Origin of the sequence: Thermovibrio ammonificans HB-1, from assembly GCF_000185805.1 — a bacterium.
Classification (GTDB): domain Bacteria; phylum Aquificota; class Aquificia; order Desulfurobacteriales; family Desulfurobacteriaceae; genus Thermovibrio; species Thermovibrio ammonificans.
Map to the genome: position 1 here is coordinate 50,731 of NC_014926.1, position 23,283 is coordinate 74,013.

General features: G+C 50.7%; 21 protein-coding genes and 1 riboswitch. Of the genes, 7 read left to right on the forward strand and 14 right to left on the reverse strand.

Annotated features, from left to right (window positions below):
• Positions 1 to 16: 16 nt before the first annotated feature.
• The 3 genes from THEAM_RS00330 to THEAM_RS00340 are packed head-to-tail and all read right to left on the reverse strand — an operon-like array spanning position 17 to position 5,571.
• Complete coding sequence (locus THEAM_RS00330; RefSeq protein ID WP_013536825.1) at positions 17 to 3,127, reverse strand: efflux RND transporter permease subunit; 3,111 nt, start codon at positions 3,125 to 3,127, stop codon at positions 17 to 19.
• A complete protein-coding gene (locus tag THEAM_RS00335) occupies positions 3,120 to 4,304 on the reverse strand; it encodes an efflux RND transporter periplasmic adaptor subunit (protein ID WP_013536826.1) in 1,185 nt (394 codons plus the stop codon). Before THEAM_RS00335 ends, THEAM_RS00330 begins: the two co-directional genes overlap by 8 nt.
• Positions 4,294 to 5,571 (reverse strand): TolC family protein, encoded by a 1,278-nt coding sequence (locus THEAM_RS00340; RefSeq protein WP_013536827.1) that lies wholly within the window; start codon positions 5,569 to 5,571, stop codon positions 4,294 to 4,296. The genes THEAM_RS00335 and THEAM_RS00340 overlap by 11 nt, the downstream gene beginning before the upstream one ends.
• Positions 5,572 to 5,696: 125 nt before the next feature.
• On the opposite strand from THEAM_RS00340, the gene THEAM_RS00345 reads away from it, so the two are divergent.
• The 4 genes from THEAM_RS00345 to THEAM_RS00360 are packed head-to-tail and all read left to right on the forward strand — an operon-like array spanning position 5,697 to position 7,851.
• On the forward strand, positions 5,697 to 6,431 hold the full coding sequence (locus tag THEAM_RS00345) for a sulfite exporter TauE/SafE family protein (RefSeq protein ID WP_157629596.1): 735 nt from the start codon (positions 5,697 to 5,699) through the stop codon (positions 6,429 to 6,431).
• Between the two features lie 11 nt (positions 6,432 to 6,442).
• On the forward strand, positions 6,443 to 6,823 hold the full coding sequence (locus THEAM_RS00350; RefSeq protein ID WP_013536829.1) for a rhodanese-like domain-containing protein: 381 nt from the start codon (positions 6,443 to 6,445) through the stop codon (positions 6,821 to 6,823).
• Between the two features lies 1 nt (position 6,824).
• The gene (locus THEAM_RS09345) at positions 6,825 to 7,202 is read left to right on the forward strand and encodes an ArsR/SmtB family transcription factor (RefSeq protein WP_013536830.1); all 378 of its coding nucleotides are present in this window, start codon (positions 6,825 to 6,827) and stop codon (positions 7,200 to 7,202) included.
• Positions 7,183 to 7,851: a carbonic anhydrase gene (locus tag THEAM_RS00360; RefSeq protein WP_013536831.1), complete on the forward strand. Its 669-nt coding sequence runs from the start codon at positions 7,183 to 7,185 to the stop codon at positions 7,849 to 7,851. The genes THEAM_RS09345 and THEAM_RS00360 overlap by 20 nt, the downstream gene beginning before the upstream one ends.
• A 3-nt stretch (positions 7,852 to 7,854) precedes the next feature.
• Here THEAM_RS00360 and THEAM_RS00365 read toward each other — a convergent pair whose 3' ends face one another.
• The 8 genes from THEAM_RS00365 to THEAM_RS00400 form a co-directional block, all read right to left on the reverse strand.
• The gene (locus THEAM_RS00365; RefSeq protein WP_013536832.1) at positions 7,855 to 8,892 is read right to left on the reverse strand and encodes a Card1-like endonuclease domain-containing protein; all 1,038 of its coding nucleotides are present in this window, start codon (positions 8,890 to 8,892) and stop codon (positions 7,855 to 7,857) included.
• A gap of 63 nt (positions 8,893 to 8,955) precedes the next feature.
• Entirely contained in the window at positions 8,956 to 9,810 is an 855-nt protein-coding gene (mtnP, locus tag THEAM_RS00370) for an S-methyl-5'-thioadenosine phosphorylase (protein WP_013536833.1), read from the reverse strand.
• A 1-nt stretch (position 9,811) separates the two neighbouring features.
• Positions 9,812 to 10,108, reverse strand: coding sequence for a hypothetical protein (locus tag THEAM_RS00375; RefSeq protein ID WP_013536834.1), 297 nt, complete (start codon positions 10,106 to 10,108; stop codon positions 9,812 to 9,814).
• Positions 10,109 to 10,151: 43 nt separating this feature from the next.
• The gene (gene hisF / locus THEAM_RS00380) at positions 10,152 to 10,910 is read right to left on the reverse strand and encodes an imidazole glycerol phosphate synthase subunit HisF (protein WP_013536835.1); all 759 of its coding nucleotides are present in this window, start codon (positions 10,908 to 10,910) and stop codon (positions 10,152 to 10,154) included.
• Positions 10,911 to 10,978: 68 nt separating this feature from the next.
• Positions 10,979 to 12,289, reverse strand: a complete 1,311-nt coding sequence (thiC, locus tag THEAM_RS00385; protein WP_013536836.1) for a phosphomethylpyrimidine synthase ThiC — start codon at positions 12,287 to 12,289, stop codon at positions 10,979 to 10,981.
• Entirely contained in the window at positions 12,289 to 13,095 is an 807-nt protein-coding gene (locus THEAM_RS00390; RefSeq protein WP_013536837.1) for a sulfide-dependent adenosine diphosphate thiazole synthase, read from the reverse strand. Before THEAM_RS00390 ends, thiC begins: the two co-directional genes overlap by 1 nt.
• Before the next feature lie 55 nt (positions 13,096 to 13,150).
• Positions 13,151 to 13,259, reverse strand: a riboswitch (TPP riboswitch).
• A gap of 105 nt (positions 13,260 to 13,364) precedes the next feature.
• Positions 13,365 to 14,660 carry a hypothetical protein gene (locus THEAM_RS00395; RefSeq protein WP_013536838.1) on the reverse strand — a complete coding sequence of 432 codons (1,296 nt, stop codon included), beginning with the start codon at positions 14,658 to 14,660 and terminating at the stop codon, positions 13,365 to 13,367.
• Between the two features lie 57 nt (positions 14,661 to 14,717).
• A complete protein-coding gene (locus THEAM_RS00400; protein WP_013536839.1) occupies positions 14,718 to 15,938 on the reverse strand; it encodes a M20 metallopeptidase family protein in 1,221 nt (406 codons plus the stop codon).
• 71 nt (positions 15,939 to 16,009) lie between these two features.
• On the opposite strand from THEAM_RS00400, the gene pyrE reads away from it, so the two are divergent.
• The gene (gene pyrE / locus THEAM_RS00405) at positions 16,010 to 16,603 is read left to right on the forward strand and encodes an orotate phosphoribosyltransferase (protein ID WP_013536840.1); all 594 of its coding nucleotides are present in this window, start codon (positions 16,010 to 16,012) and stop codon (positions 16,601 to 16,603) included.
• A 4-nt stretch (positions 16,604 to 16,607) separates the two neighbouring features.
• Positions 16,608 to 17,582, forward strand: a complete 975-nt coding sequence (locus THEAM_RS00410; RefSeq protein WP_013536841.1) for a polyprenyl synthetase family protein — start codon at positions 16,608 to 16,610, stop codon at positions 17,580 to 17,582.
• Here the strand turns inward: THEAM_RS00410 and THEAM_RS00415 are convergent.
• From THEAM_RS00415 to THEAM_RS00425, 3 genes are read right to left on the reverse strand one after another with little or no spacing between them, the layout of a single operon-like run.
• Positions 17,560 to 17,970 carry an HI0074 family nucleotidyltransferase substrate-binding subunit gene (locus THEAM_RS00415; protein ID WP_013536842.1) on the reverse strand — a complete coding sequence of 137 codons (411 nt, stop codon included), beginning with the start codon at positions 17,968 to 17,970 and terminating at the stop codon, positions 17,560 to 17,562. The genes THEAM_RS00410 and THEAM_RS00415 overlap by 23 nt on opposite strands.
• Positions 17,928 to 18,293: a nucleotidyltransferase family protein gene (locus THEAM_RS00420; RefSeq protein WP_013536843.1), complete on the reverse strand. Its 366-nt coding sequence runs from the start codon at positions 18,291 to 18,293 to the stop codon at positions 17,928 to 17,930. The genes THEAM_RS00415 and THEAM_RS00420 overlap by 43 nt, the downstream gene beginning before the upstream one ends.
• A complete protein-coding gene (locus THEAM_RS00425) occupies positions 18,245 to 19,219 on the reverse strand; it encodes a GDP-mannose 4,6-dehydratase (protein ID WP_013536844.1) in 975 nt (324 codons plus the stop codon). The genes THEAM_RS00420 and THEAM_RS00425 overlap by 49 nt, the downstream gene beginning before the upstream one ends.
• Positions 19,220 to 19,291: 72 nt before the next feature.
• Between THEAM_RS00425 and smc the strand changes: the two genes are divergently transcribed.
• Positions 19,292 to 22,807 (forward strand): chromosome segregation protein SMC, encoded by a 3,516-nt coding sequence (smc, locus tag THEAM_RS00430; RefSeq protein WP_013536845.1) that lies wholly within the window; start codon positions 19,292 to 19,294, stop codon positions 22,805 to 22,807.
• The last annotated feature ends 476 nt before the right edge of the window (positions 22,808 to 23,283 follow it).

Sequence of the window (23,283 nt, forward strand, 5' to 3'; positions counted from 1 at the left end):
ATATAGACCACCTTCCTTAGGTGTCAACCCTTTTCCCGGTTAAAAAACTTTTAATGTCCTCTATAAGTGAGACGAGAACCGGAACGAAGAATAGGGTAAGGAAGGTTCCGAGTATCAGGCCTCCTATTGCTACAACTGCAAGGGGAGCAAGCCTTTCAAGCCCAAGCGCCCAGCCCAGGGCTATGGGGAGCATTCCAACAGAGGTTGCAAATGCAGTCATTAGAACCGGACGCGTTCTGACCCGTATGGAGTTTATTATCGCTGCTTGAAGGGGCTCACCCCTCTCCCGGGCCCATTTTATGAAGTCTATTAGGAGTATGGAGTTTTTGACGATTATGCCCGCAAGGAGAATCATTCCCATAAACGACGGCATGCACTGGGGTTTGTGGGCTATAAGCATTGAAAAGGCGGCTCCTATGAGTGCCAGCGGGATTGCAGCAAGGATAGATATCGGGTAGGCAAACGACTCGAAGGCGGGAACAAGCGAGAAGTAGAGGATGATTATTCCTATAACGAGGGCTTTCATTAGCCTTTTGAAGCTTTCGTTCATCTGTTTTATCTCGCCTTCGTGGGAGATGCCGTAACCTGTGGGGAGCTTCAGCTCCTTTTCGAGTTTGTTTACCTGGGACTGAAGAAAAGTTGTTGGAGCGGTGGCCCTGTAGCCGTACACGTCTATGGTGTTGAGAAGGTTCTGGTGGGTTATTTTGCTCTGGGTTTTAACCGTTTCCACTTTTACAAATGTTGAGAGGGGAACAACTCCGAGTTTCGTTTGGACGGGTAGGGAGTTGAGCTTATCGGCAAAGTCTCTTTTGTTCTGCGGGAGGATGAGCTTCACGCTCAGCCCGTTCTCTAAGGGCACGACAAACGTTGATGCCGGAACCCCCTTAACAAAAGCGGCTATGTACTTAACGAGCTCCAGCGGGGTTAGGCCGTAAGCTGCAAGTTGACTACCGTCTACCTTAAGCCGTAGCTCCTCTTTATCGTAGTACCAGCTCCTTGCGGTAGAGGTAAGCCCCCTCACCTCTTGCATTAAACCTTCAAGCCTTTGGGCAAGTGAATTGAGGACTTTCGGGTCGTCGCCGTAAATCATTTCGTCTATCGTTGCCTTTATGGACGAAAGGGGCGTTGCTCCGAAGTCCATAACCGTTACATACCTGAGCCCCGGAACGGCGGAGAACTTCTTCCTAAGTTCTTCCTCTATCTGCCAGATTGTCTCTTTTCTGTGGAACCTGTCTATGAACTGGATTTTCATCTCTATCTGTTGGGGGGTTTTGCCGCTTCCGAACGAGAGAACTCCCGGCTCGGAGCCTACGGTAGAGGAGACTCTTATCACGCCGGGCATTTGGTATAGGAGCTTTTCCATTTTCGTAAGTATCTCCTCACTCTTTTCGAGGGAGGTGTTAGGGTCGGCTTCCGCCCTTACTATTACTATGCCGGTATCCATCGGCGGCATCAGGTCTCTGCCGATTACCGGCATTACCGATTTCATCGTTATTCCGAACAGGAAGAACCCCAGAACTACCGCCAGAGCTTTCAGCCACGTTCTCTTCAGAAAAGGCTCTGTAAGGGAGGCGTAAAACTCCCTCAGCCTGTATACTGCACCTTTTACGAAGTAGTCGTATATTCGCCTTTCGAGCCAGTTTTTATCGGGGGTTTTCTTGAGTATGTGAGGGGCGGCTATGGGAATCAGCGTTACCGCAACAACGTAGGAGACCACAAGGGCTATTATTAGGGTGAGCGACAGGGGCCTCATTATTTTCTGAACGTAGCCGCCTACGAACGCTATGGGCAGCAGCATTAAAACCGTTGTGTAGGTTCCGCTTAAGACCGCAAGCATCACCTCTTTGGTTCCTTCGGCTGCCGCCCTCTCTATCGGTTTTTTTAGCTCAAAGTAGTGGCGCTCTATGTTTTCGAGAACCACAACTGCGTCGTCTGTAAGCATTCCGAGGGCCAGGATAACAGCCGTTAAGGTAACTATGTTGAAGTTGAAGCCGAAGGCCCACATAAGGCCCACCGTAATTAGGTAGGTTACCGGAATTGAGAGGAACGAGACGATGAGCATCCTTACGTTTGCGAGGAAGAGGAAGATTACCAGCAGGGTCATTACTATCGCGTCCCGTAGGGACTCCAGCATGTTTTTGTTGGATAGCTCTATCAGCCACTTTTGGGTGTCTGCGATTTCAAAGTTCAGCTGCGGGAACTCTTTTTTCAGCTTCGGCAGGTAGTTCATTACCGACTCTATGGCGGGAAGCTCGTACCCTTTTTCGGAGCGCAGAATGGATATACCGATTGCCCTGTGGCCGTTACCGTGGTAGGCCGAGAAGTTGTCGGCATGGCCCCACTTCACCTTTGCAACGTCTTTAAGCCTTACTCCCGGCTTTACAACTATCTGGCGTAGCTCCTCTATCCTCTCGGCCTTTCCCTTTAGCTTCAGGACGAGGGTTCCCTCTCTGTTTATTATGAAGCCGGCGGAGGCGTTCTCGTTGTTCTCTTTTATGGCCTTTAAAAGCTGGTTCAGGCTCACTTTGAGCTGGGCCATTTTCAGGTAGTCGGGCTCTACCTCAACTTCCCTTTTGAACCCTCCGAATACCTCAACGTCTGCTACGTTGGGCAGGTTAAGGAGCCTGTTCTTTATCTGGTTCTCCGCTATCTCCCTGACCTGGGCCATTGTGAGGTGAGAGCCTTTTTTGGGGTAAACGGCGAGAACCATCACCGGGTTTGTGGCGTCGGTCACTTTGAGCACTTGGGGAGGTAGAATCCCCTTCGGCAGGTAGGGGAGGACTCTTGAGAGCTGGTTTGTTACGTCGGTTGCCGCGGCGTCTATGCTCTTAGAGTACTTGAACTCTGCGGTAACTACCGAAACGCCGTCTTTTGAGGTAGACCTTACCAGCCTTACCTGGTCTATGGTTTTCAGCCTTCTCTCTATGGGTGTTGTCACTTCCGAGGCTACGTCTTCTGCGGAAGCTCCCGGGTATAAGGTTACGACTGCAACGGTCGGCCTGTTTGCGTCGGGGAAGAACTTCCTGGGAATGTTTTTAAAACCTAAAACCCCTATGGCGCACAGGAAAAGTAGCAGTGCGAGAACGCCGTGGGGTTTTTTTAGATACCACTCAACGAACCTACCCATTGAACGCCTCCGCAGGGTATCCTCTTCCCAGCCTGTAGAGCTTCAGCAGCTTACTCTCCCTGCCCACCGCAACTTTCTGGCCCTCTCTGAGTTTCCCCAGGACAACGGCTTTGCCGTTTTCCAGCTGAACCACTTTAACCTTAACGGGCTCCACCTTGTCACCTGTGAAAACGAGGACAACCGTTTCCCCCTTTAAGTGGAGCAGAGCCCACACCGGAACGATGAACCCTTCGGAGGGCCTCAAGGGGAGTTTCACCTTAACGAGCTGGTTGGGCTTTAGCCGGGAATTTTCTTTAAGCGCTACCTCTACGGTGTAGAGTCCGCTTTTGGGCTCTGCCGCCGGGTAGAGCTTCGCAACCGTGCCAAGCGGCTTTCCGTTAACCTCAACGGTTCCTCCCTTAACTACAAACCTTGCCTCTTCTGGCGGCAGGTTAACGAGCACCTTCAGGCCGCTTTCGGGGTAGAAAACCTCCATAATCGGCCTTCCGGGAACCGCAACGGAGCCTGGCCACAGGTAGACTTTCTCAACTACTCCGTCTTTAACGGCCCTCACCTTGGTGTAGTTCAGGGAGCTCCTGATGGAGAGGGCCTCCCTTCTCAGAGCCTTTACAGAGAGCTTCAGCTCCTTAATCTTCGACTCTGCCTCCTTCACCTGGGCTTTGGCCCTCGAATAGGCGTTTTCTGCTTTTTCTACCGCCTCTTTCGGAACCGCCCCCCTCTTGTAGAGGAATAGCTCCCTTCTGTATTCCGCCTCTGCGTTCTTTAGGGCGGTTCTTGCAGCTGCCAGTTGAGCCTCCAGGCCTTTCAGCAGCGACTCCTTCGCCTGTGCCTGCCTTTCTACCGAGAGGAGTTTATTTGTAAGCTCCGAAGAGTCCAGCAGAACGAGCAGCTCCCCTTTTTTGAAGCTCTCTCCTTCCCTTTTTGTCACCTTGAGAACGGTTCCTGCCACCTTGGTGGAAATCTGGGCAAACTCCCGGGGAACCACCTTCCCTATGAACTCAACTTCGGGGCAGAGCTTCCCCTTTTCCACAACCGCGTACTCGGCGGGCACGGGATAGCTCTTGGGCGGTTGATAGCTCAGGAGCTCCCTTTTCCTCTTCTCTATCAGGATTTTCCCGGCTATTAAACCTAACGCCACCAGAATCAGTAAAACGGCAAGGGCCCTCTTACCGCTCATCGTTTACCTCCAGAATCGCTTCTATCCGCCTTTTTGCTATGAGCCACCTGTAGTAGAGGGACTTTAGCTGAGCCTCGGTTAAAAACCGCTCCGACTTGGCAAGGAGCAAGTGGTCCATATCCCCCTTGCCGCTTTTGTACTTTAACTGCTCTATCCGCTCCACTTCTTTCGCCAGCGTGAGCTTCTTCCTGTCTGCCTCTATCTGGGATTGGAGCTTTTTAAGCTCCGAAACTGCGTCTGCTATTTCCCTTTTAAGGTCGCGCTCTGCCGCCTTCAGCCTGTAGAGCTTTTGTAAAACTTCTCTGCCGTTTTGTAGAAGCTCGAGCCCCTTTCTACCTGCGGTAAAAACGGGGAAGCTCACAACCACCGAGGCCTCTCCGTAACCTTCGTTCTCCCCCGAGTCCAGCCCGTAGTTCCTCAGGTACTTGGCCTCTAACGATAGCTTCACTCCGAACTTGGCTTCAACAACTCCCCTTTCGGCCCTTGCCGCCGAAACCTCCCTTCTCAGAGACTCTATCCGGCTGTTCCTTCTAACGGCTTCTCTATAGAGCTTTTCAATACTCGGCCTTTCGGGCCGGTAGGTAAACTTCACCTCTTCTACCCCTTTAACTTTTCTTCCGACAAGGGCCGAGAGGGCCTCAATCAGTGCTTCCTTTCTGGCCCTTACAGACTCAAGCTCTCCCTCCACCTCCTTCAGCCTGTACTCAACTTTTAGAAGGTCCACCTTTGCAAACTTTCCGACTTTAACTCCCGCCTCTGTGTCCTCCCTGAGCTTTAGAAGGCTTCTCCTGTAGTCTTCAAGGGCCGCCTCTTGGGCTTTAAGGGCAAGCACAGAGAGGTAAACCGAGTCAACGTTAAACTTCAGTTGCCACTTGGTTGCCCTCTTCAAAGACTTCAGGGCGAGTTTTCTCGCCTTTAAAACCTTCACCCGGGCCGGTATTGAGCCTCCCGTGTATAGGGGAACCCTCAGGGAGAGCCCGTAGAAGGCCTTTCTGCTGTCGAAGGGGGGTTGATTGAGGGGAGTCGGAAGGTGGGAGAGGGGAACCAGCATGTAGTTCCTGTTGTAGGTTGAGTAGCCTCCGTTTAACTCAACTGTTCCCCACCTCTGCCTTTCAACCGTTTTTTGTTGGAGTTTAAGGCTCTCCTGCGTTTGCTCGAGCTCTTTTACGAGGGGGTGTTCAAGCTCTGCAAGCCTTTCGGCCTCCTTCAGGGTTATGCCGAAGGCCGCAGGTGTTAAAAGGAAAAAAAGGAGGAGCGTTTTTAGCATTGCCTCTCCGAAACTATTCGGTTTTTATTATACTTAACTAAATTCTAATATCTGGATAAATCTCTCATTTAAGTTTAAAATAACCACCACAGTTGCACATTGAGAAATGTCAACGGCCGGGGGTTGTGTTGAACCTGCTTGAGGTATCGGGAGTCTCTTTCTTTCTCACCTTTGTCTTTGCCCTCGGCGGGCTCGGCTCTGCCGCCGCCCTGATACCAACCCTCGTTTTCCTCGGGGTCCCCTTCCCGGTTGCAAGGCCCGCAGGCCTTTTCGCAAACTTCATCTCTACCTTTTCTGCAACGGTTCACAACCTCAGGGCGGGGCTCGTAGATTTCTCCCTTGCGATTCCCATACTCCTGCCGGCAGTTCTTCTCTCTCCGGTTGGGGCTTACGCCTCTACCGTTTTACCCGAGAGGGTGGTGGGTGCGGTTTTCACCCTGTTTCTCTTCTTTGCCGGTTTAATGGTTTACGTTCCAAAGAGAGAGCTGTTTGATGCAACCGGTTACAGGTGGTATCCGCCCCTTGTTGGGGCCCTTGCCGGCTTTATATCGGGGCTCCTCGGGATAGGCGGAGGAGCTCTCATCTCTCCTATGCTCGTGATTGCGGGCTATAGCCCTAAGAAGGTTGCTCCGGTTACAGCTTTTGCCGTTGTTTTCTCTTCGGTTTCGGCCTTTTTGGCCTACTTGAAGCTCGGCAGCGTCGACTGGAAGGTTACGCTTGCCGTTGCCCTGCCGGCCCTTTTTGCCGGTTACCTGGGAGCTTTCGTTACCCACCGCTTCCTTACCGCCGCTCAGGTTAAAAGGATTTTAGGTATTATTTTCTTTATCCTCGGTATTAAGTTTGCTACAAAGTTCCTTTAAAGGAGGTGAGTATGGCCCTTGCAGATGTTCTGAGGCAGATGGACATCAACTGGCTCAGCGAGAGTAACCACAAAATCTCCCTCGAGGCCTTCCTCGAGAAGTGGAAGAGCGGAGAGGCCATTTTGCTCGACGTTAGAACGGAAGAAGAGGCTCAGCTCGTTAGCCTCGGCAGCTTCGGCATAAATATCCCCCTCAACCAGCTTCCCGACCGTAAATCAGAGATTCCTACCGATAAGCTGGTCTGTACAGTCTGTCCTGGTAAAATAAGGGCAGCTATAGCTTACGCTTTTCTTGTAGGGGAAGGGTTTAAGAACGTAAAAGTGCTTGCCGCTTCTCCTTCCGATATCGTAGACGCTCTTAAACCCGGCTTTGTAAAGAAATTGAGGGGGTAGGGTGAAGTTTGAAAGATTCTCCGAGGCTGTAAAGATACTCGGCGATAGAACCCGTTTAAGGCTCATTCGCCTTCTCATGGAAAGGCCCGTTTTCGTGTGTGAGGCCTCTGCGGTTTTGGGCCTTTCCACGCCTACCGTTTCTGTTCACTTCTCTAAGTTGAAGCAGTTCGGCTTTGTTAAGGATAGAAAAGAGGGGCAAAAGGTGATGTACTCGCTGGCTGAGCCTCCCGACCCGTGTTTGAAGCTCGTTTTGGAGGGAGTGCTTCAGTACCTTAGAACTTCCGATGAGTTCGACGAGGATATAGAGAGGCTCAAGTCGGTGGACATCTCTAAGGTTTGCCCCTACGAAGGGGGGAACAGTGAAGAGGAAAACGCCTGAAGAGGTAGTCAGGGAGATTTTCTTCGACAACGAAAAGTTCGCCCGGGCAAAGGGGAGGGAGTTCTTTGAGGCCCACATTGAGGCTCAGAGCCCGGTTATAACCCTTGTGACCTGTTCCGATTCGAGGGTCCACCCGACGGTTTTCTCCGAGAAGCTCATCGACAGAGTTTTCGTAATCAGGAACATCGGCAACCAGATAGAGAGCTCTGCAGGTTCGGTGGATTACGGCGTAATCCACCTTCAAACGCCCGTTCTGCTGATTCTCGGCCACGTTAACTGCGGTGCTGTTAAGGCTTTCCTCAAGGGCTACGCCGATGAATCTCCCTTTATAAGGAACGAGCTCAACCACCTCTGTATTCCCGTTTCTCCCTTTAAGGGAGAGGGTAACTTTGAAGTTGCCTGGAGGGAAGCCGTTGAGTCGAACGTTCACTGGCAGGTAAGGGTGGCCCTTGAGAGGTACGGACTCCTGATAAGGCGGAACAGGCTTGCCGTTATAGGCGCCATTTACGACTTTGCAAACTACTACGGTAGGGGTTTTGGCCGTATAGTGGTTGTTAACGTTAACGGTATAAGGGAAAGGGAAGCTCTGTTGAAGCACCGGGCCCTCTCTTTACTGCCCGAAGAACTCCGTAGAGAGGTGGTAGTTTAAGGCTTACCTGTAAGAGTGGGCGATTTTCTCCCACTCTTCGAGCTTTGAAGGGTTGTTTTCCAACTCCAAAAGCTCCTTTATTGTTAGCGGGACTACTCCGAACAGCTTTACCTTTTCCTTCTTTTTCTGTGGTAACTCCTTTGAAGTAACCAGTATGGGAACGGTGAACCTGCCTCCTATGCGCCTTGCAAGGCTTCCCACGCGGAAGGCGTGGTCTTCCAGGTTGAGGTTTGTTAGCTTTCCCGACTTACAGGAAAAGTAGTAGAGGGTGTTATTCCTAACGGCGGTAATGTCTATCTCGTTTTTTAACTCCCTCTTTTCTCCGATGCCGTAGTTTATCTCTATCTCCGAGAGAACCTCGTGGAACAGGCCGCTTTGCTCAAGGACTGCGTAGGTTAGGAACTCTAAAATCCAGCCTTTCTTCTTTACTATTTTCATCTCTTCTTTGGATAGTTTTTTGAACAGGGACGCCTCAATCCTGTGGATTTCGGAATTTTTCCTTAAGTCGTTTAGCCTGCCGGCAAGGGCTGTGTTTTTGTAAAAACTGTAGGCGGCTTGATACCTCTCTCCCAACATCTCTTTGAAGGGTCTCACGCTTTCTATATTTAGGCCGGCAACGTTAAAGAAGTCTTCGGTTTTAAGGACTTTTTCTTTTATTTGGTAGAGTTTTTCACCGCCGAACAGGGCAACTGTTCCGTCGGGCATGTAGTATAGGCTTTTACCTCCCCGTTCCGTTAGCCATCTGTGGATAACTTCAACGGTGTATTTTGTTGCTACATTCGCGAGGAATTCAACCTTTTCCGGGTTAACTTGTAGTGAGTTTAGGGTTTCTGTAATGTTTTCGTGGTCGTAGGTTTTTATCTCTATCGTTGAGCAGTTTATTCCGTATCGTTCGAAAACGAGCTTCTGCCCTTGCGCTCGCTCTTTTGACACCTCCCATTCTGTGTAAAAGACTCTCACCTTTTTCGGCTTCCTGTAAAGGGTAAAAATCAGGTTGGGAACTACGTCGCGGGCCGAGAGCAGCCAGATTTCGGTATCCACCCCTTCCCTCGGATGTTGTTTACGTTACGGGGGAGCGGAAGCTCCCCCGATTACATTATTAAATTAAATCCTGTCTTTCAACAGCAGCCAGAGCCTCTTTTTAACCTCTTCGCTTATGTACTCCGGCTTTGTCTGAATTGCCCCAACAAGGGCGGTCTTTGCAGGTGAGTTCTCAATATCTTCCGGCCTTATGGTTTCTATAACGCGCTTGAGCATTCTCTTTGCGTTCTCAACGTTCCTTGCCATGGTTGCCAGCACTTTCTTTACGTTAACCTCTTCCCCTTCTTTCCACACATCGTAGTCGGTTGCAAGGGCCACTGCAGAGTAGGGAATTTCTGCTTCCCTTGCCAGCTTGGCTTCGGGAATGTTTGTCATTCCTATAACGTCAACTCCCCAGCTTCTGTAAATCTTAGATTCGGCTTTTGTAGAGAACTGGGGCCCCTCTATGCAGATGTAGGTTCCCTCCTTGTGGACCGGGATTCCCTCTTCCACACACGCCTTGTAAACGATTTCGTTGAGAAGCGGGCAGGTAGGTGTGTCGAAGGGAATGTGGGCAACTATACCGTTCCCGAAGAAGGTAGAAGGTCTGTTCTTTGTTCTGTCGAAGTACTGGGTGACTATCACGAAATCGCCGGGCTTTATCTCCTCTTTCATGGAGCCCACTGCGCTAACGGAGATGATGCAGTCTACGCCGAGCATCTTAAAACCGTAAATATTTGCCCTGTAGGGAACCTCCGATGGCAGGTAAACGTGGCCTCTGCCGTGGCGGGGCAGGAAGTAAACCTCTTTATCCCCCAACTTTCCGTATATGTAGGCATCGGAGGGCTCTCCGAAAGGAGTTTCAAGCCTTACCTCCTTTACATCAGAAAGCCCCTCTATGTCGTAAAGGCCGCTTCCGCCTATTACTCCTATTTTCATCCTATTCCCCCTTTTCGAGCTTTAAGTTTCCCTTGAGCTTTATGATTGTTCCCATTCCCCACACGTTTATCACCTTATCGCCGTCTCTGTCGGTTCCCTCTAAGATTTTAATCTGGATGTTCTTAACGCCGTCTGCTTTAAGCTGCTGGGCTTGCTGCTCAAGCATAGATACAACCCTCATAACCGGGTCTATCGGGAGCTCACCGTTAAACCACTGGCTCTGCTTTTGCTGGGCAAAGGCATAGGCGATGTTCACTATCTCGTGTGGCTCTTGTACTTCTCCGAAAGAGAGGAGCATCTCTACCTCCTTAAAAGATTTTGATTATTTGATTTTAACAGTATTAAACCCTTACCCACACTCCTCTCTCCTTCAAGTAGGCTTTGAGTTCTGGGATTGAAATTTCCTTAAAGTGGAAAACAGAAGCCGCTAAAACCGCGTCTGCTTTCCCCTCTACGAGCCCCTCGTAGAAGTGCTCCTTCTTTCCGGCACCTCCCGAGGCTATTACGGGAACGCTAACGGCCTCGGAAATTGCTCTGGTTAACTCAATGTCGTACCCGGCTTTTGTCCCGTCTCGGTCCATTGAGGTTAACAGGATTTCACCGGCTCCTCTGTCAACCACCTCTTTTGCCCACTTAACTGCGTCTATTCCGGTTGGAGTTCTACCGCCGTGAATGAAAACTTCCCACTTTCCCGGGGCAACTCTCTTTGCATCTATTGCAACCACTATGCACTGAGAGCCGAAAAGCTTTGCCCCTTCCGTTATAAGTTGCGGATTCTTTACAGCGGCGGTATTAATCGAAACTTTATCTGCTCCGGCGTTCAAAAGGTTTCTTATATCTTCAACCGTTCTGACCCCTCCCCCAACTGTAAGGGGCATGAATACCTGTTCTGCGGTTCTTTTCACAACGTCGAGCATTATTGCCCTTTTTTCGTAGCTGGCGGTTATATCCAAAAATACGAGCTCGTCGGCCCCTTGTTCGTCGTAAACCTTTGCGTTTTCAACGGGGTCTCCTGCATCTATCAGGTTAACGAAGTTAACGCCTTTAACTACCCTTCCGTCTTTAACGTCGAGACAGGGAATAATCCTCTTTGCAAGCATTGTTCTCTCCCGAAGGGATGGTTGAGAGAATTATAAGGGGGGAAAGGCGGAGATAAGCCTCCGCCTCTTTACTTCTCCTTCTTGGGGTTCAGATACTCCTCAACCCTTTTAATTGAGCAGAGCTTGCCGCACATTGTACAGGTTTTCTCGTCTTCCTGAGGAGCCCTCTCTTCCCTGTACTTCCTTGCGATTTCGGGGTCTATGGCGAGCTCAAACTGCCTCTCCCAGTCAAGGGCTTCCCTCGCCTTTGCCATTTCGATGTCCCACTCTACTGCACCGGGAACGCCCTTAACTATGTCGGCGGCGTGGCCTGCAATCCTTGCGGCTATTACTCCCACTTTAACGTCGTTAACGTCGGGAAGGGCAAGGTGCTCAGCAGGGGTAAGGTAGCAGAGGAAGTCGGCTCCGGCTTTGGCCGCAATTGCCCCGCCTATTGCTCCGGTAATGTGGTCGTAGCCGGGGGCAATGTCTGTAACTATCGGTCCTAAAACGTAAAAGGGTGCGCCGTGGCAGAGCCTCTTTTGAAGGAGTATGTTTGCCTCTACTTGGTCGAGCGGAACGTGACCCGGACCTTCCACCATAGCTTGAACGTCGGCCTCTCTGGCCCTGTCAACAAGCTCCCCAAGGGTAATCAGTTCTTCAATCTGACACCTGTCGGTTGCGTCGGCTATGCAGCCCGGCCTCATTCCGTCACCAAGCGAAAGGGTAACGTCGTACTTTTTGGCAATCTCAAGAAGGCGGTCGTAGTGCTCGTAGAGCGGGTTCTCCTTTTCGTTATAAACCATCCACTCGGCCATTAGGGCTCCGCCCCTTGAGACTATGTTCATAATCCTGCCCTCTTTCCTTAGCCTTTCGAGGGCACTTAAGGTTACTCCGCAGTGGACGGTTATGAAGTCTACTCCGTCTTTACAGTGGCGCTCTATAACGTCGAAAAGCTCATCAACGGTCATTTTTCCTATAAAGCCGTGTTTCTCGGCTGCCTCTTTGGCCGCTTGATAGATGGGAACGGTTCCCACCATTACCGGAGAGTTGTTTACTATGGCTTTTCTCGTTTCGTCTATGAACTTTCCGGTTGAGAGGTCCATTACGGCGTCTGCGCCGTACTTAACGGCAACCCTCAGCTTTTCAAGCTCAAGCTCGATGTTTTCGATGTCTCCGCTGGTTCCGATGTTTGCGTTAACCTTGGTTTTAAGTCCCTTTCCTATAGCTCTCGGAGTGAAGTCTTCCCTTGCTCTGTGGTAGATGTTTGCCGGAATTACTATCGTTCCCTCTATTAGCCCTTGGACTATGTAGTCAACGTCCCTTTTTTCGTAGCGGGCACAGTATTCAACTTCCTTCGGGATTTCTCCCCTTTTAACGAGCTCAACTAAAGTGGCCATTACGCCTCCTTATTCTGGTTTAGCTTGGCGGCAATCTCTTCGGCAACTTTTTTGCCGCTCATGAGCATTCCGCCGAAAACGGGTCCCATCCTGTGGCTTCCGCAGGTTGCGTTTGCCGCCATTCCGCTAACGTAGATTCCCGGGAATACCTCCTTGGAGTTTTTGACTGTATCCTCTTCACCCACAGATGCCCAAAGGGGTTTCTCTCCTACAACGCAGCCGGTTTCTGTGTTCAGTTTTATTCCGGCTTTTCTCTGTAGGGTTGAAACTACGCTTGCGTCGTGGCCTGTGGCGTCTACAACGTACTTTGCAGTTATCACGAGGGGGTCTACCATCAGGTGGTTGAGTTCAACTGTGGTCCAGTTTATTACGAGGCCGCATACTCTGTACTGGCCGTTTACCTGTTTTAGAACCACATCTTCTGCAGTTACGCCGTTGAAAACGGTAGCTCCGGCCTTTACGGCCTTGGAGGCTATGGTTGTTGTGGCCTCTACCGCATCTGCAAGGTAGTATCCCGGTTTGAACTCCCTGTAGTTAACGCCGAACTCGTCGAGAATTTCCCTTCCCATCTCTTGAACCACTATTTCGTTAAAGAACATTGCGCCTGCCCACATTCCGCCGCCTATGGAGAGCCTTCTTTCAAAGATGGCAACTCTGTAGCCCTTTTTAGCAAGGTAGTATCCGGCGACGAGTCCGGACGGCCCACCTCCGACTATTGCAACGTCGGTCTCAAGGTGGGATTTCAGCTTCTCCATAAACGCCGTTATGATGGCTTCGGAGATTACAACTTCACTCAGGTTCTGCACGGTTTGCCTCCTGTTAGAGTGTTTTACCGTGGGGGAGGCTGTAAGGAGGGGAAGAGTAGAGACTCTTGCCGCTCCCTACGCCGGTATTACCCGGTTCAGGTTCCAGGGGTTCCCGCCCGACCTGGGCGAGTCTCAGGAGCCCAGCTCCACCCCCGCGGCTTGATTAATTCTATATTTATTAGGAACGGTTTTCAATTAGAAAAGAGGGGGAGCTTCACTCCCCCCTAAGAAGGGCACGGTGGGAACGGGAAGGAGAGAGGTCCCCGTTTTTATTGTTTTTCGTTCTTCTCGTCGATTGCAGAAATTACAGTATTTAAAACGTTTTTACCCTCTCTGAGCCTGTCTATTAGGGACTCTCCCGCTTTTATTAGGATGGGGAGCGTTTTCTCGTATATCTCTATATCGGTTTTTAGAACGCGCTTTGGTAAGTCTCCGTTTTTCTCAAGGCCCTTCATCAGCGTTTGAAGATTCCTGGGGAGTATGAACATTGTAACTGCAAGAGCTGCGGCTTTTTTTCTGATTTCTTCGTCACTTAATGTGTTTATATCCTTCCCGCCTGTGAAGGCATCTCGGAACGAGGAGTCTGTTATACAGAGCTCTTTAATCCGCTCTACCTTGGGTTTAATGGCAACGAGCCTCTTCTCGAGCTTGAGGTTTTTCGATTCCCCATTCTCGTTGTAAACCACGGCTGCCTTGAGCTTCAGTTTGTTGCTCAGTTTTCTTCCTCCCACTATAACGTCGAAGTTTTGAAGCTTAACTCCCTCTTCGCTTTCCTTAAAGGGCTCTAAGGACAGAAGGGAGACACAGTACTCCATTTTCTGGTTCTCTAAACACTCTTTCGGTCCGCTTGAGAGGTTGCTGAACGTAACTTGGGAGCCGTTACTCTCGTTGGAAGATTCTATTTCGAAGAGCTCTCTGAGGATGTAGGTTTTCCTCTCTGCTTGGTTCCTGATGTTCGACAGTATTTCGACTACGCTGTCTTCAGTGAGGAACGAGATGGTTCCGTGGCTCCTCTCACGCCTTGAGGCCAGCGGATACCTGTAAAGGGAGCCGTCGACCTCCTCTGTTAGCAGGTTGACCAAGCTGTAGAGCTCTAAGCCGAGGGAAGACGGGGAAACCTCCTTAGACGGAAGGGATTCACTCCCTATGGGAGCCGGCAGTATTTGAACTTTGAGTTCAATCTTGCTGTTTTCTCCGTTGGGGTCGAGCTTAACGGCAACTTCGTTCTCTAAAACTTTAACCGTAACCTCTTTAACCATGGAGTAGAATTTGTCTTTGAGGCCCGAGTTTTTTACGTGCTGGGCGTACTTCTCCAGCTGCTCGTCTACCATTTGGCCCGTTACGGTAGACTCTGCACCGGCTATTTTGCTATTTTCAAGGCCGAAGATGTTGAGTATGGCTATGAACTCTCTCAGAGGAAGCTTTATTTCCACTTCTTGGCCGAGCCTTTCGGCTCCTAAAATCTGGTTCGACAGCCTTTCCAGGAGTTCCGGCTTTGGAATGTCTATCTGGGCGGCTCCCTCCTCGATGTGAGGTGTAGGTATTTTTACGCTGCTAATCTCCATTTTTCTTACCTCCCCTCTTCTGGTTTGAAAATCTATTCTAAGTCTGTTTTCGCGCATCTATTTCCCCAATTTTGGGGAGCGGTTCAGCCAAGCTATTGCAAGGTAAGCTTCTACCGCTGTTCCTATCGGTAGGGCGTCTTCGTCTATGTCGAATCGGGAGTTGTGTAGCGGGTAAACGGTGTCCTTCTCTTCGTTCCGCACTCCGAGCCTTATGAAAGTTCCCGGAACCTCCTTTAGGTAAACCGAGAAGTCCTCTCCTCCCATGGAGGGCTTTTCTAAGATTACAACCCGCTCGTCCCCCAAGAGCTCTTTCATCTTCTCAACTGCGAATGCGGTTGTCTCTTTATCGTTTATCAGAGGCGGTGTTCCCCACTGAAACTCAAACTCACACTCTCCGCCGTAGGCGGCTGCGATTCCCTTTACGGCCTGCTCCATCTGCTTTGGAATACGGTCCCTTACCTGGTGGGAGAGCGTTCTTACGGTGCCTTCAAACTCTACTTCGTCGGGAATGATGTTTTCTGCAAACCCGCCCCTTATTTTCCCTACTGTTAGGACGGCCGGCTCCAGAGGGTCTACATACCTGCTTACTACGTGGTGGAGTGTGTTAACCGTTTGGGCTGCTATGAGAACGGGGTCTATTCCCTGGTGGGGGCGGGACGCGTGGGTGCTTTTTCCCTTAACCACCACTTTAAAGACGTCTGCAGATGCGAGCATGGGGCCGAAGCGGGTACCTACGTATCCGGTAGGCAGTTCGGGGTATACGTGGAGGGCAAATATCGCTTCAACTCTGGGGTTTTCGAGGACTCCGTGTTCAACGAGCCACTGGGCGCCTTTGCAGTCGTGTCTCTCCTCGCACGGTTGGAAGATGAGCTTCACGCTCCCCTTAAACTCCTTCCTCAGCTTACATAGCACCTTGGCGGCCCCGAGGAGCATGGCCGTGTGGGCGTCGTGTCCGCAGGAGTGCATAACGCCTTTAATCCTTGAAGCGTAAGGCTTTCCGGTTTTTTCCTCTGTGGGCAGTGCATCCATATCGGCCCTTAGGGCGACGCACCCTCCCGGTTTTTCTCCTTTTACGGTGGCCACAACGGCCGTTGAGCCTGCAAAGTTCTCTATGACTTCGTCTACTCCGAAGTTCTTGAGTTTTTCGGCCACAAACTCGGCGGTGTTGAACTCTCTGCCCGAAAGCTCAGGGTACATGTGGATGTGGCGTCTCCACCGGATGAGCTCCTCTTTAATCTCCAGGGAAGAACGGAGAATCAGCTCTTTTAGCTCTTCCACTTTTCCCTCTCCTTCCTTGAACTGCAGCCGTTTCAAAATTAAAATAACCCTACCAACCGCTGGAGGTTTAGATGCTGTCCGAGGAGCAGATAAAGGAGATATTCCTCAAAGCCGACGCATTCCTCGAGGGCCACTTCCTCCTCTCAAGCGGACTCCACAGTCCCTACTACCTGCAGTGTGCAAAGGTTCTCCAGTACCCCGATTACGCCGAGCTCCTCTGTAGGGAGCTTGCAAGGCGCATAAGGGAGTTCGGGGTGGAGTTCGACCTCGTTATAGCTCCCGCCATAGGCGGAATAATAGTCTCTTACGAGACCGCCCGCCACCTTAAGGTCAGGGGCATATTTGCCGAGAGGGTTAACGGCGAGCTCACGCTCCGCAGAGGCTTTGAGATAAAGCCCGGAGAGCGGGCCGTTGTTGTTGAAGACGTTGTAACCACCGGTAAATCTACGAAAGAGACTATAGAGGTTGTAAAGGCCCACGGCGGTAAGGTTGTAGCCGTTGGCAGCCTTGTCGATAGGAGCGGTGGTAAGGTGGATTTCGGCGTTCCCTTTGCAAGCCTCTGGAGGTTGGAGGTTCCCGTTTACAGCCCCGAGAGCTGTCCAATCTGTAAGGAAGGTAAACTCCCGCTGGTTAAGCCCGGCAGCAGAAACATTCCCGTAAGGTAGGGTGATGAAGATTTTCAAGCCGTTTGAGGTTGTTAGGGAGGAGCTTTTAAGCGTAGAGGAGTTTTCAAGGGAGCTCCTCTCCTCAAAGGTGAGTCTTGTCCTTCGGGCCGGCGGCTACATTCTCGATAGCGGAGGCAAACGGGTAAGGCCCGGGCTTACGGTTATAGCGGGGAAGCTCGTTGAAGCTCCCCTCGACAGGCTCATACCCGTTGCAACCGTTATGGAGTATATGCACACTGCGACCCTCCTTCACGACGATATAGTAGACGGAGCGAAGCTCAGGAGGGGGCGCCCTTCGGTAAATGCCGTTTTCGGGAACGACGTGGCCGTTTTGGTCGGCGACTACATGTTTGCGAAGGCAATTTACGTTCTCGCCGTTTACGGAGGTCCGGAAGTCCTTAAAACTGCGGCCAAAACCGTTCAAGATATGGCCGAGGGAGAGCTCCTCCAGCTTGAAAAAATCGGAGACATCAACCTGACCGAAGAGGAGTACTTCGACATAATCTACAGGAAAACGGCCTCCCTTCTCTCAACCTGCTGTGAGTGTGGAGCTATAGTCGGCGGAGCTTCGGAAAAAGAGCGGAAGGCCCTCAAAGACTACGGCACTTACATAGGCTATGCCTTTCAGCTTGTAGATGACGCCTTCGACTACATCTCCGATGAGAAAACAATCGGTAAGCCCGCCGGAAACGACATCCGGGAGGGGAAAGTAACCTACCCACTCCTGTGGGCACTGAAAAGGGCAACTGAAGAGGAGAGAGAGGCGGTAGAGAGAGTACTAAACAACCCCAGCCCCACAAAAGAGGAGATTGAGCTGGTCAGGAACTTTGTCCTTGAAAAGGGCGGAGAGAAGGCGACCTTTGAGCTCGCAAGGGATTTCGTTAAAAGGGCAAAGGAGAGTTTGGAAATCTTCAAAGAGAGTCCCTTAAAGAAAGCCCTCTTTGAAGTTGCCGACTTTATAGTTGAGAGGACTTATTAATTAACTCCTCTGCCTGTTCCAGAGCTTTTAAAAACCTGCCGACTTCTTCAAAGAGCTCCTGAGCAACCTCCTGATTGTAGGTGCGGGAGGTTAGGTTTCTCAGGTCTATCAACTTAAGGAGCTTCCCCGCCGTTTCCCCATCAACGAAACCCCCTTCAAAAAAAGCCCTGACGCATCCCTTTGGGGAGCGGCACTCAATGCCCTCTTCGATTAACCTTTCCCTTACAGCCTTCCACATAAGCTCAACAGCTATTTCGAACCTCTGGATAACAGAATCCCTCAAAAAGGGGAAGAGTTCATCCTCCCTATGGAAAAGTGCAAGGGAATAGGCCTCTTTAAGCCTCTTTAAGGTTTCTCTGAACTCCCCTCTTCGCCTGTTTCCACCCATAAAATTCTCTCCTTTTCAACTGTGCGGCGGAGGTCTCTGCCGGCAAACTTCAGGTTAACCAGGTCGAACCGTTGGGGAATGTAGGACTCCTCCAGAACTTCGGAGAGGATTGAGAGCTCCAAGGAGATATCCTCGTCGCTTAAAAAAGCAAGGTCGTAATCGCTCCTTTCGGTAAAGTCGCCTCTGGCCCTTGAGCCAAAAAGGTAAACCCTAACCCCCTTACCTTTAAAAAGCTCCCCGATAAAGTTTTTAACCTCCTCTATACTTTCCAGCCTTAAGGTAGAGTAATTTCTCTTAAAAAGTCCCTGTTCTCCTTGTGCCACTCTACGGTTCTCCTTAAGCCTTCCTCTAAGGGAACTTTCGGCTCCCAGCCTAAAATCTCCCTTGCCTTTGTTATATCGGCCCAGGTTGCTTTAAGGTCTGCTTTGTGGAAGGGTTTGTAGATAATCTCGGCCTTTTTCCCCAAGTACTCCTCTATCAGCCTAATCACCTCTTTGAGCTGGTGGGGGCGGTTCCCGCCGAGGTTGATTATCTGGTACCCGGTTTCCGTTTCGTAGGCTCTAATCGTTCCCTCTGCAATGTCGTCAACGTAGGTAAAATCCCTGCTCTGGGTTCCGTCGCCGTAAACCTCTACGGGTCTGCCCTCGTCTATCCACTTTATAAACCTGAATATGGACATATCGGGCCTTCCGGCAGGGCCGTAAACGGTGAAGTAGCGGACCACCGTAACGTCGAAGCCGTAGAGGTAGTGGTAGGTGTAGGACATCACCTCGGCCGCCTTTTTGCTTGCGGCGTAGGGAGATATAGGTGTATTAACCGGCAAGTCCTCTTTAAACGGCATAGGTTGGCCGGCGTATAGGGAAGAGGTAGAGGCCAGAACGAACTTCTTGAGCCCAAACTCCTTCATTAGCTCAAGTAGGTTAAGGGTCCCCAAGGAGTTCGTAGTTTCGTAAACGAAGGGGTTCTCTATGCTGTACCTGACTCCCGCCCTGGCAGCAAGGTTTATAATGCCTTCGAAGCTGTTCTCTTCAAACACAACCTTTAGGGCTTCAAAGTTCTCTATGTCGAGCCTGTAGAACTTGAAGTTTCTGTTCTCCTTCAGAAGGTTCAGCCGGTACTCTTTCAGTTTAGGGTCGTAGTAGTTGTTAAGGTTGTCAACGCCTATAACTTTGTAGCCCTTTTCGAGCAACAGTTTTGCGGTTCTGTAGCCTATGAAGCCGGCTGCTCCTGTAAGTAAAACACTTCTCATCTATCGCCCCTTCTGCTAACTTTATAGCCGATTGGACTGCTTTCGCCAATCTTACCAATTCGGGAGCGGTTTATGATTAGGAGTTTGAAGCTTAAGGGTTTCAAGTCGTTTGCCGACGAAACGGAAATTCGCTTTTCAGAGGGAATAAACTGCATAGTGGGCCCCAACGGCTGCGGCAAGAGCAACATAGTCGACGCCCTGAAGTGGGTTGTCGGCGGAACCTCTCCAAAAGGTATGAGGGCCGACTCTATAAAAGACGTTATCTTCAAAGGGGCTCAAGGTAGGCGGCCGGCAAGGAGTGCAGAAGTAGCGGTAACCGTTGCCGCTGAAGACCTTTTCAGTGCCGCCTCTTTAGAGACCGAAGTCAAAAGGCGCGTTACCGCCGACGGCGACAGCCAGTTCTTCATAAACGGGAAAAAGGTAAGGTTAAAGGATATCCAGGAGCTCTTCACCAACTTGGGCCTCTCCAATAGGGACTACGCCTTCTTTGAACAGGGCCAGGTAGACAGGGTTCTCAGGATGAGGCCCGCCGAAAGACGGGCCCTCATAGATGAGGCTGCCGGCATTACCCCTTTTAAGGAGAAGAGGGAAGAGACCCTTAAACAGCTCGGGGAAGCGCAGGCCAACTTAGAGAGCGTAAGGGGGGTGATAGATGAGGTTGCAAAGAACCTGAGGGCCCTTAAAAACCAAGCGGAGAAAGCTCAAAAATTCCAAGAGCTTCGCACCCGCGAGCGCCGCCTGGAACTTGCCCTCCTCGGCTGTCAGCTTAAGGCCGTTCAGGAGGAGAAGGCCCGCCTGGAGGGCTCCATAAAGGTTCTCCAGGAAGACAGGGCCTCCCTCGAGAGGGAGGTCTCGAGGATTGAAGTTGAGCTTCAAGAGCTCCGCTCCCAGCTGGAACAGCTCTCACAGGAGCTTGAGGAAACCACAAAAGAGCTCCACGAAGTTGAGAAGAGCAAAAAAGAGGCAGCCGTTAAGCGGGATTTCCTTGAAAAAGAGATAAAGCGGCTGAAAAGCGAAATAGAGGAGCGCTCCTTCGAGAAAGAGCAGAAGCTCAAAAAGCTCTCCCTTGTGGCGGCCGAAATTGAAGAGCTCCGCTCCCTTGAAGGCTCCTTAAAAAGGGAACTTGCAGGATTTGAAGAGAAAGAGCGTCAGCTTTTAGAAGAGGTTAAAAAACTGGAGGCCGAGGTTAAAAAACTCCAGTCCCGGGAGGTTGAGCTTGGGCGAAAACTGTCGGCCCTGAACGCTCAGGAGACCAAGCTCAAAACCGACCTTGCCCGTGAGGAGGAGAGGTTCAACTCCTTCAAAAACTTCCTCGACCGCTTCCCCAAAGAGCTCGAAACCCTCGAGAGGGAGCTCTCTTACTACCTTTCCCAGGTGGAAAGGGTTGAAGGGGAAGTTGAGCAGTTTAAAGCAAAAGTTGAAGAGCTTCAGGAGAAACTGAACCTGAAAAAGCAGGAGAGGGAAGAGCTTCTCCTCCGCCTCGACGAAGAGAGAGAACGCCTCGAAGAGAAAAGGCGGCAGGTCCTAAAGCTGAAGGCAGAAATAGAGAACACAAAGAACATACTCTCCTCCATAGACCTGGGTAAGCTCGAGGCCAAAATCGTTGAAAGCGCCAAAAAAGGCAAAGTTAAGGGCTTTGTCGGCCTCCTTATAAACCTGATAGAAGTTGAGCCCGGGTACGAGAAGGTGGTTGAGAACTACCTCTCCCGCTTCGGGGCCGGCATAGTGGTAGACAACTTCAAAACCGTAAGCTGGATAGGCTCAAAGATAAAGGGGAACGGCAGGGTTTGGCTCTTCCCGAAAAGTGTGAAAGGACTTAAAACAAAAGAAATCGAGGGGGCTACACCCCTATCCGCTGTAGTAAAACCGAAAGAGGAGGGCCTAAAGCCCTTGCTATTAAACCTCTTTCACAACGTTTACTACGCTCCCGGCAGGGCCGCCCAGCTTGCCGAAGAACATCCCGACTGCCTCTTCATAGACGAAGGGGGCAGCATATACTCGGCGAAGGGGTGCCTTGTGGGGAACTTTAAAGGAAGCTCCCTCCTTGAGCTCGAGAGGAGGCTCAAGGAGAAAGAGGAGCTCCTTAAAATCCTTCAGCGGGAGCTTAAAGAGCTCGAAAAGGGAATAGAACCCCTCAAGCAGGAGCTTCTCTACCTTGAAGACTCCATAGAGGAGCTGAAGGAGGAGCTCTCTGCGGCAAAAATGGAGCTCTTCAAAAGGGAAACCTCCCTTAAAGAGTTCAAGAAAAGGTTGGGAGAAGTTGAAAAGAGGAAAGAGGAGCTTCTCGCCCGCCGAGAGCGGGCTCAAGAGAACGTAGAGAGCTTCAACCGCCGAAAGGCCCTGTTCGAGAACAAGCTGCAGGAACTTACAAAAGAGCGCAAGAAGCTCCTTTCCGAACAGGAAGAGCTCAAAAGCGAACTGATGCGCCTTCAAGAGAGGCTCGATGCCCTTAAAGGTGAGCTCTCCGAACTTCGCACCCAGAGGGCGACCCTTTTAGAGAAGCTGAAGGCCGTAAAAGAGAAGAGAGAGGCCAAAGAGCGCTTCCTCAGAACCGTTCAGAGGGAAATAGAGGAGGCCGAAAGAAGAGTTGAACAGCTCAAAAAAGACCTTGAAAAGGCCATCTCTGCGAGAGAAAGGGCAGTTCAGCTCCTTTCGGGGGTAGACGAAACCATAGAAGAGATAAAGGCCGACATAAACTCTTTAAAGGGCCGCAGGGAGGAGCTCTACGCGGTTATAAGGGAAAAAGAGGCCGCCCTGAAACAGAAAAAAGCCGACCTTGCGGCCGTTTCAAAGAACCTCAAAGAGAGCGAAATTAAACTCGCCAAGCTCTCGGTTCAGGAAGAGGAGCTCCTGAAGAAAATCCTCGACCTCGACTCCACGCCTACTGAAGCCCTCTCCTTAGCCTCGGAGGTGGAAGACCAAGAGGAGCTTAAAAGGGAGCTCATAAACCTTAAAGAGCGTATAAGCCGCCTGGGAGCAGTTAACCTGCTGGCCATAGAAGAGTACGAGAAAGTAAAAGAGCGCTACGGCTTCATACTTGAACAGGAGAAAGACCTGGTAGAGTCCATAAAAAACCTAAAAGAGGCCATAAAGAAACTGGACCAAGAGATAGAGAAACGCTTCTTCGAAACATTCAGACAGGTGGACCGCTCCTTTAGGGCAACCGTTAAAAAAGTGTTCGGCGGCGGGAGCGGCAGGCTCATTCTTACATCTCAAGACCTCTCAGAGGCCGGCCTTGAAATAGAGGTTAAGCCTCCGGGCAAACGGCACGGAAGCATAAACCTACTCTCGGGCGGCGAGAAAACCCTGGTTGCCCTTGCATTTCTCTACGCCCTCTACAGGGTAAGGCCGGCTCCCTTCGTAGTACTCGACGAGGTAGACGCCGCCTTAGACGACGCCAACACCCTCAGGTTTACCGAACTCCTCAAAGAGATGGCCAACGAAACCCAGGTGATAATTATCACCCACAACAAGCTGACCATGGAGGCGGCCGACGTTATCTACGGCGTTACAATGGAGGTTCCGGGCATCTCCAAGGTAATAGGAGTCTCGTTTGAAGCGTTGCAGCGGGAGCCGGTTACTTCTTGAGGGAGAGAATACCGCTTAAAAAGAGTATCAGCAGAAGGAGGAGACCCTTATCCATTTCCCCCTCTTAACCGATTTCTTTTTACCAATATACAACTCTCTAATTAAGTAAACATTAAATTTGGTAAAGAGTAAAAAGAGAGCCTGCCGAAGCAGGCTCTGGGAGGGGACTTTAGGGGGGACTAAAAGCCACCTGAGGGGTAAGCCGCCCGCTTCTTCCCGTTCCTTTTGAATTCCGATTCACTGTAAATAGTAGCCTTGTAGGCTATAAAAAGCTTTTAACTGCCTTTAACTTCCGCTGGGAAAAAGTTTAACCGTGAAGCCTTAAACATTCGATAGCCCGAAAGTTCAAAAAAGACCTGCAGAGTTGAATTTCAAACAGTAGATTAAATTGATATTGGCTGTGGAATGTGCAAATAGCGAAAGAATTGGATAAAAAGCGTACGAACGGGCACACAAAATCAAAAAAACTCAAAGGA

Coding starts and splice junctions, on each gene's coding strand:
- THEAM_RS00330 (WP_013536825.1), bottom strand. CDS start 3,127: ATGGGTAGGTTCGTTGAGTGGTATCTAAAAAAACCCCACGGCGTTCTC.
- THEAM_RS00335 (WP_013536826.1), bottom strand. CDS start 4,304: ATGAGCGGTAAGAGGGCCCTTGCCGTTTTACTGATTCTGGTGGCGTTA.
- THEAM_RS00340 (WP_013536827.1), bottom strand. CDS start 5,571: ATGCTAAAAACGCTCCTCCTTTTTTTCCTTTTAACACCTGCGGCCTTC.
- THEAM_RS00350 (WP_013536829.1), top strand. CDS start 6,443: ATGGCCCTTGCAGATGTTCTGAGGCAGATGGACATCAACTGGCTCAGC.
- mtnP (WP_013536833.1), bottom strand. CDS start 9,810: ATGAAAATAGGAGTAATAGGCGGAAGCGGCCTTTACGACATAGAGGGG.
- THEAM_RS00375 (WP_013536834.1), bottom strand. CDS start 10,108: ATGCTCCTCTCTTTCGGAGAAGTACAAGAGCCACACGAGATAGTGAAC.
- hisF (WP_013536835.1), bottom strand. CDS start 10,910: ATGCTTGCAAAGAGGATTATTCCCTGTCTCGACGTTAAAGACGGAAGG.
- thiC (WP_013536836.1), bottom strand. CDS start 12,289: ATGGCCACTTTAGTTGAGCTCGTTAAAAGGGGAGAAATCCCGAAGGAA.
- THEAM_RS00395 (WP_013536838.1), bottom strand. CDS start 14,660: ATGGAGATTAGCAGCGTAAAAATACCTACACCTCACATCGAGGAGGGA.
- pyrE (WP_013536840.1), top strand. CDS start 16,010: ATGCTGTCCGAGGAGCAGATAAAGGAGATATTCCTCAAAGCCGACGCA.
- THEAM_RS00410 (WP_013536841.1), top strand. CDS start 16,608: ATGAAGATTTTCAAGCCGTTTGAGGTTGTTAGGGAGGAGCTTTTAAGC.
- THEAM_RS00415 (WP_013536842.1), bottom strand. CDS start 17,970: ATGGGTGGAAACAGGCGAAGAGGGGAGTTCAGAGAAACCTTAAAGAGG.
- THEAM_RS00425 (WP_013536844.1), bottom strand. CDS start 19,219: ATGAGAAGTGTTTTACTTACAGGAGCAGCCGGCTTCATAGGCTACAGA.
- smc (WP_013536845.1), top strand. CDS start 19,292: ATGATTAGGAGTTTGAAGCTTAAGGGTTTCAAGTCGTTTGCCGACGAA.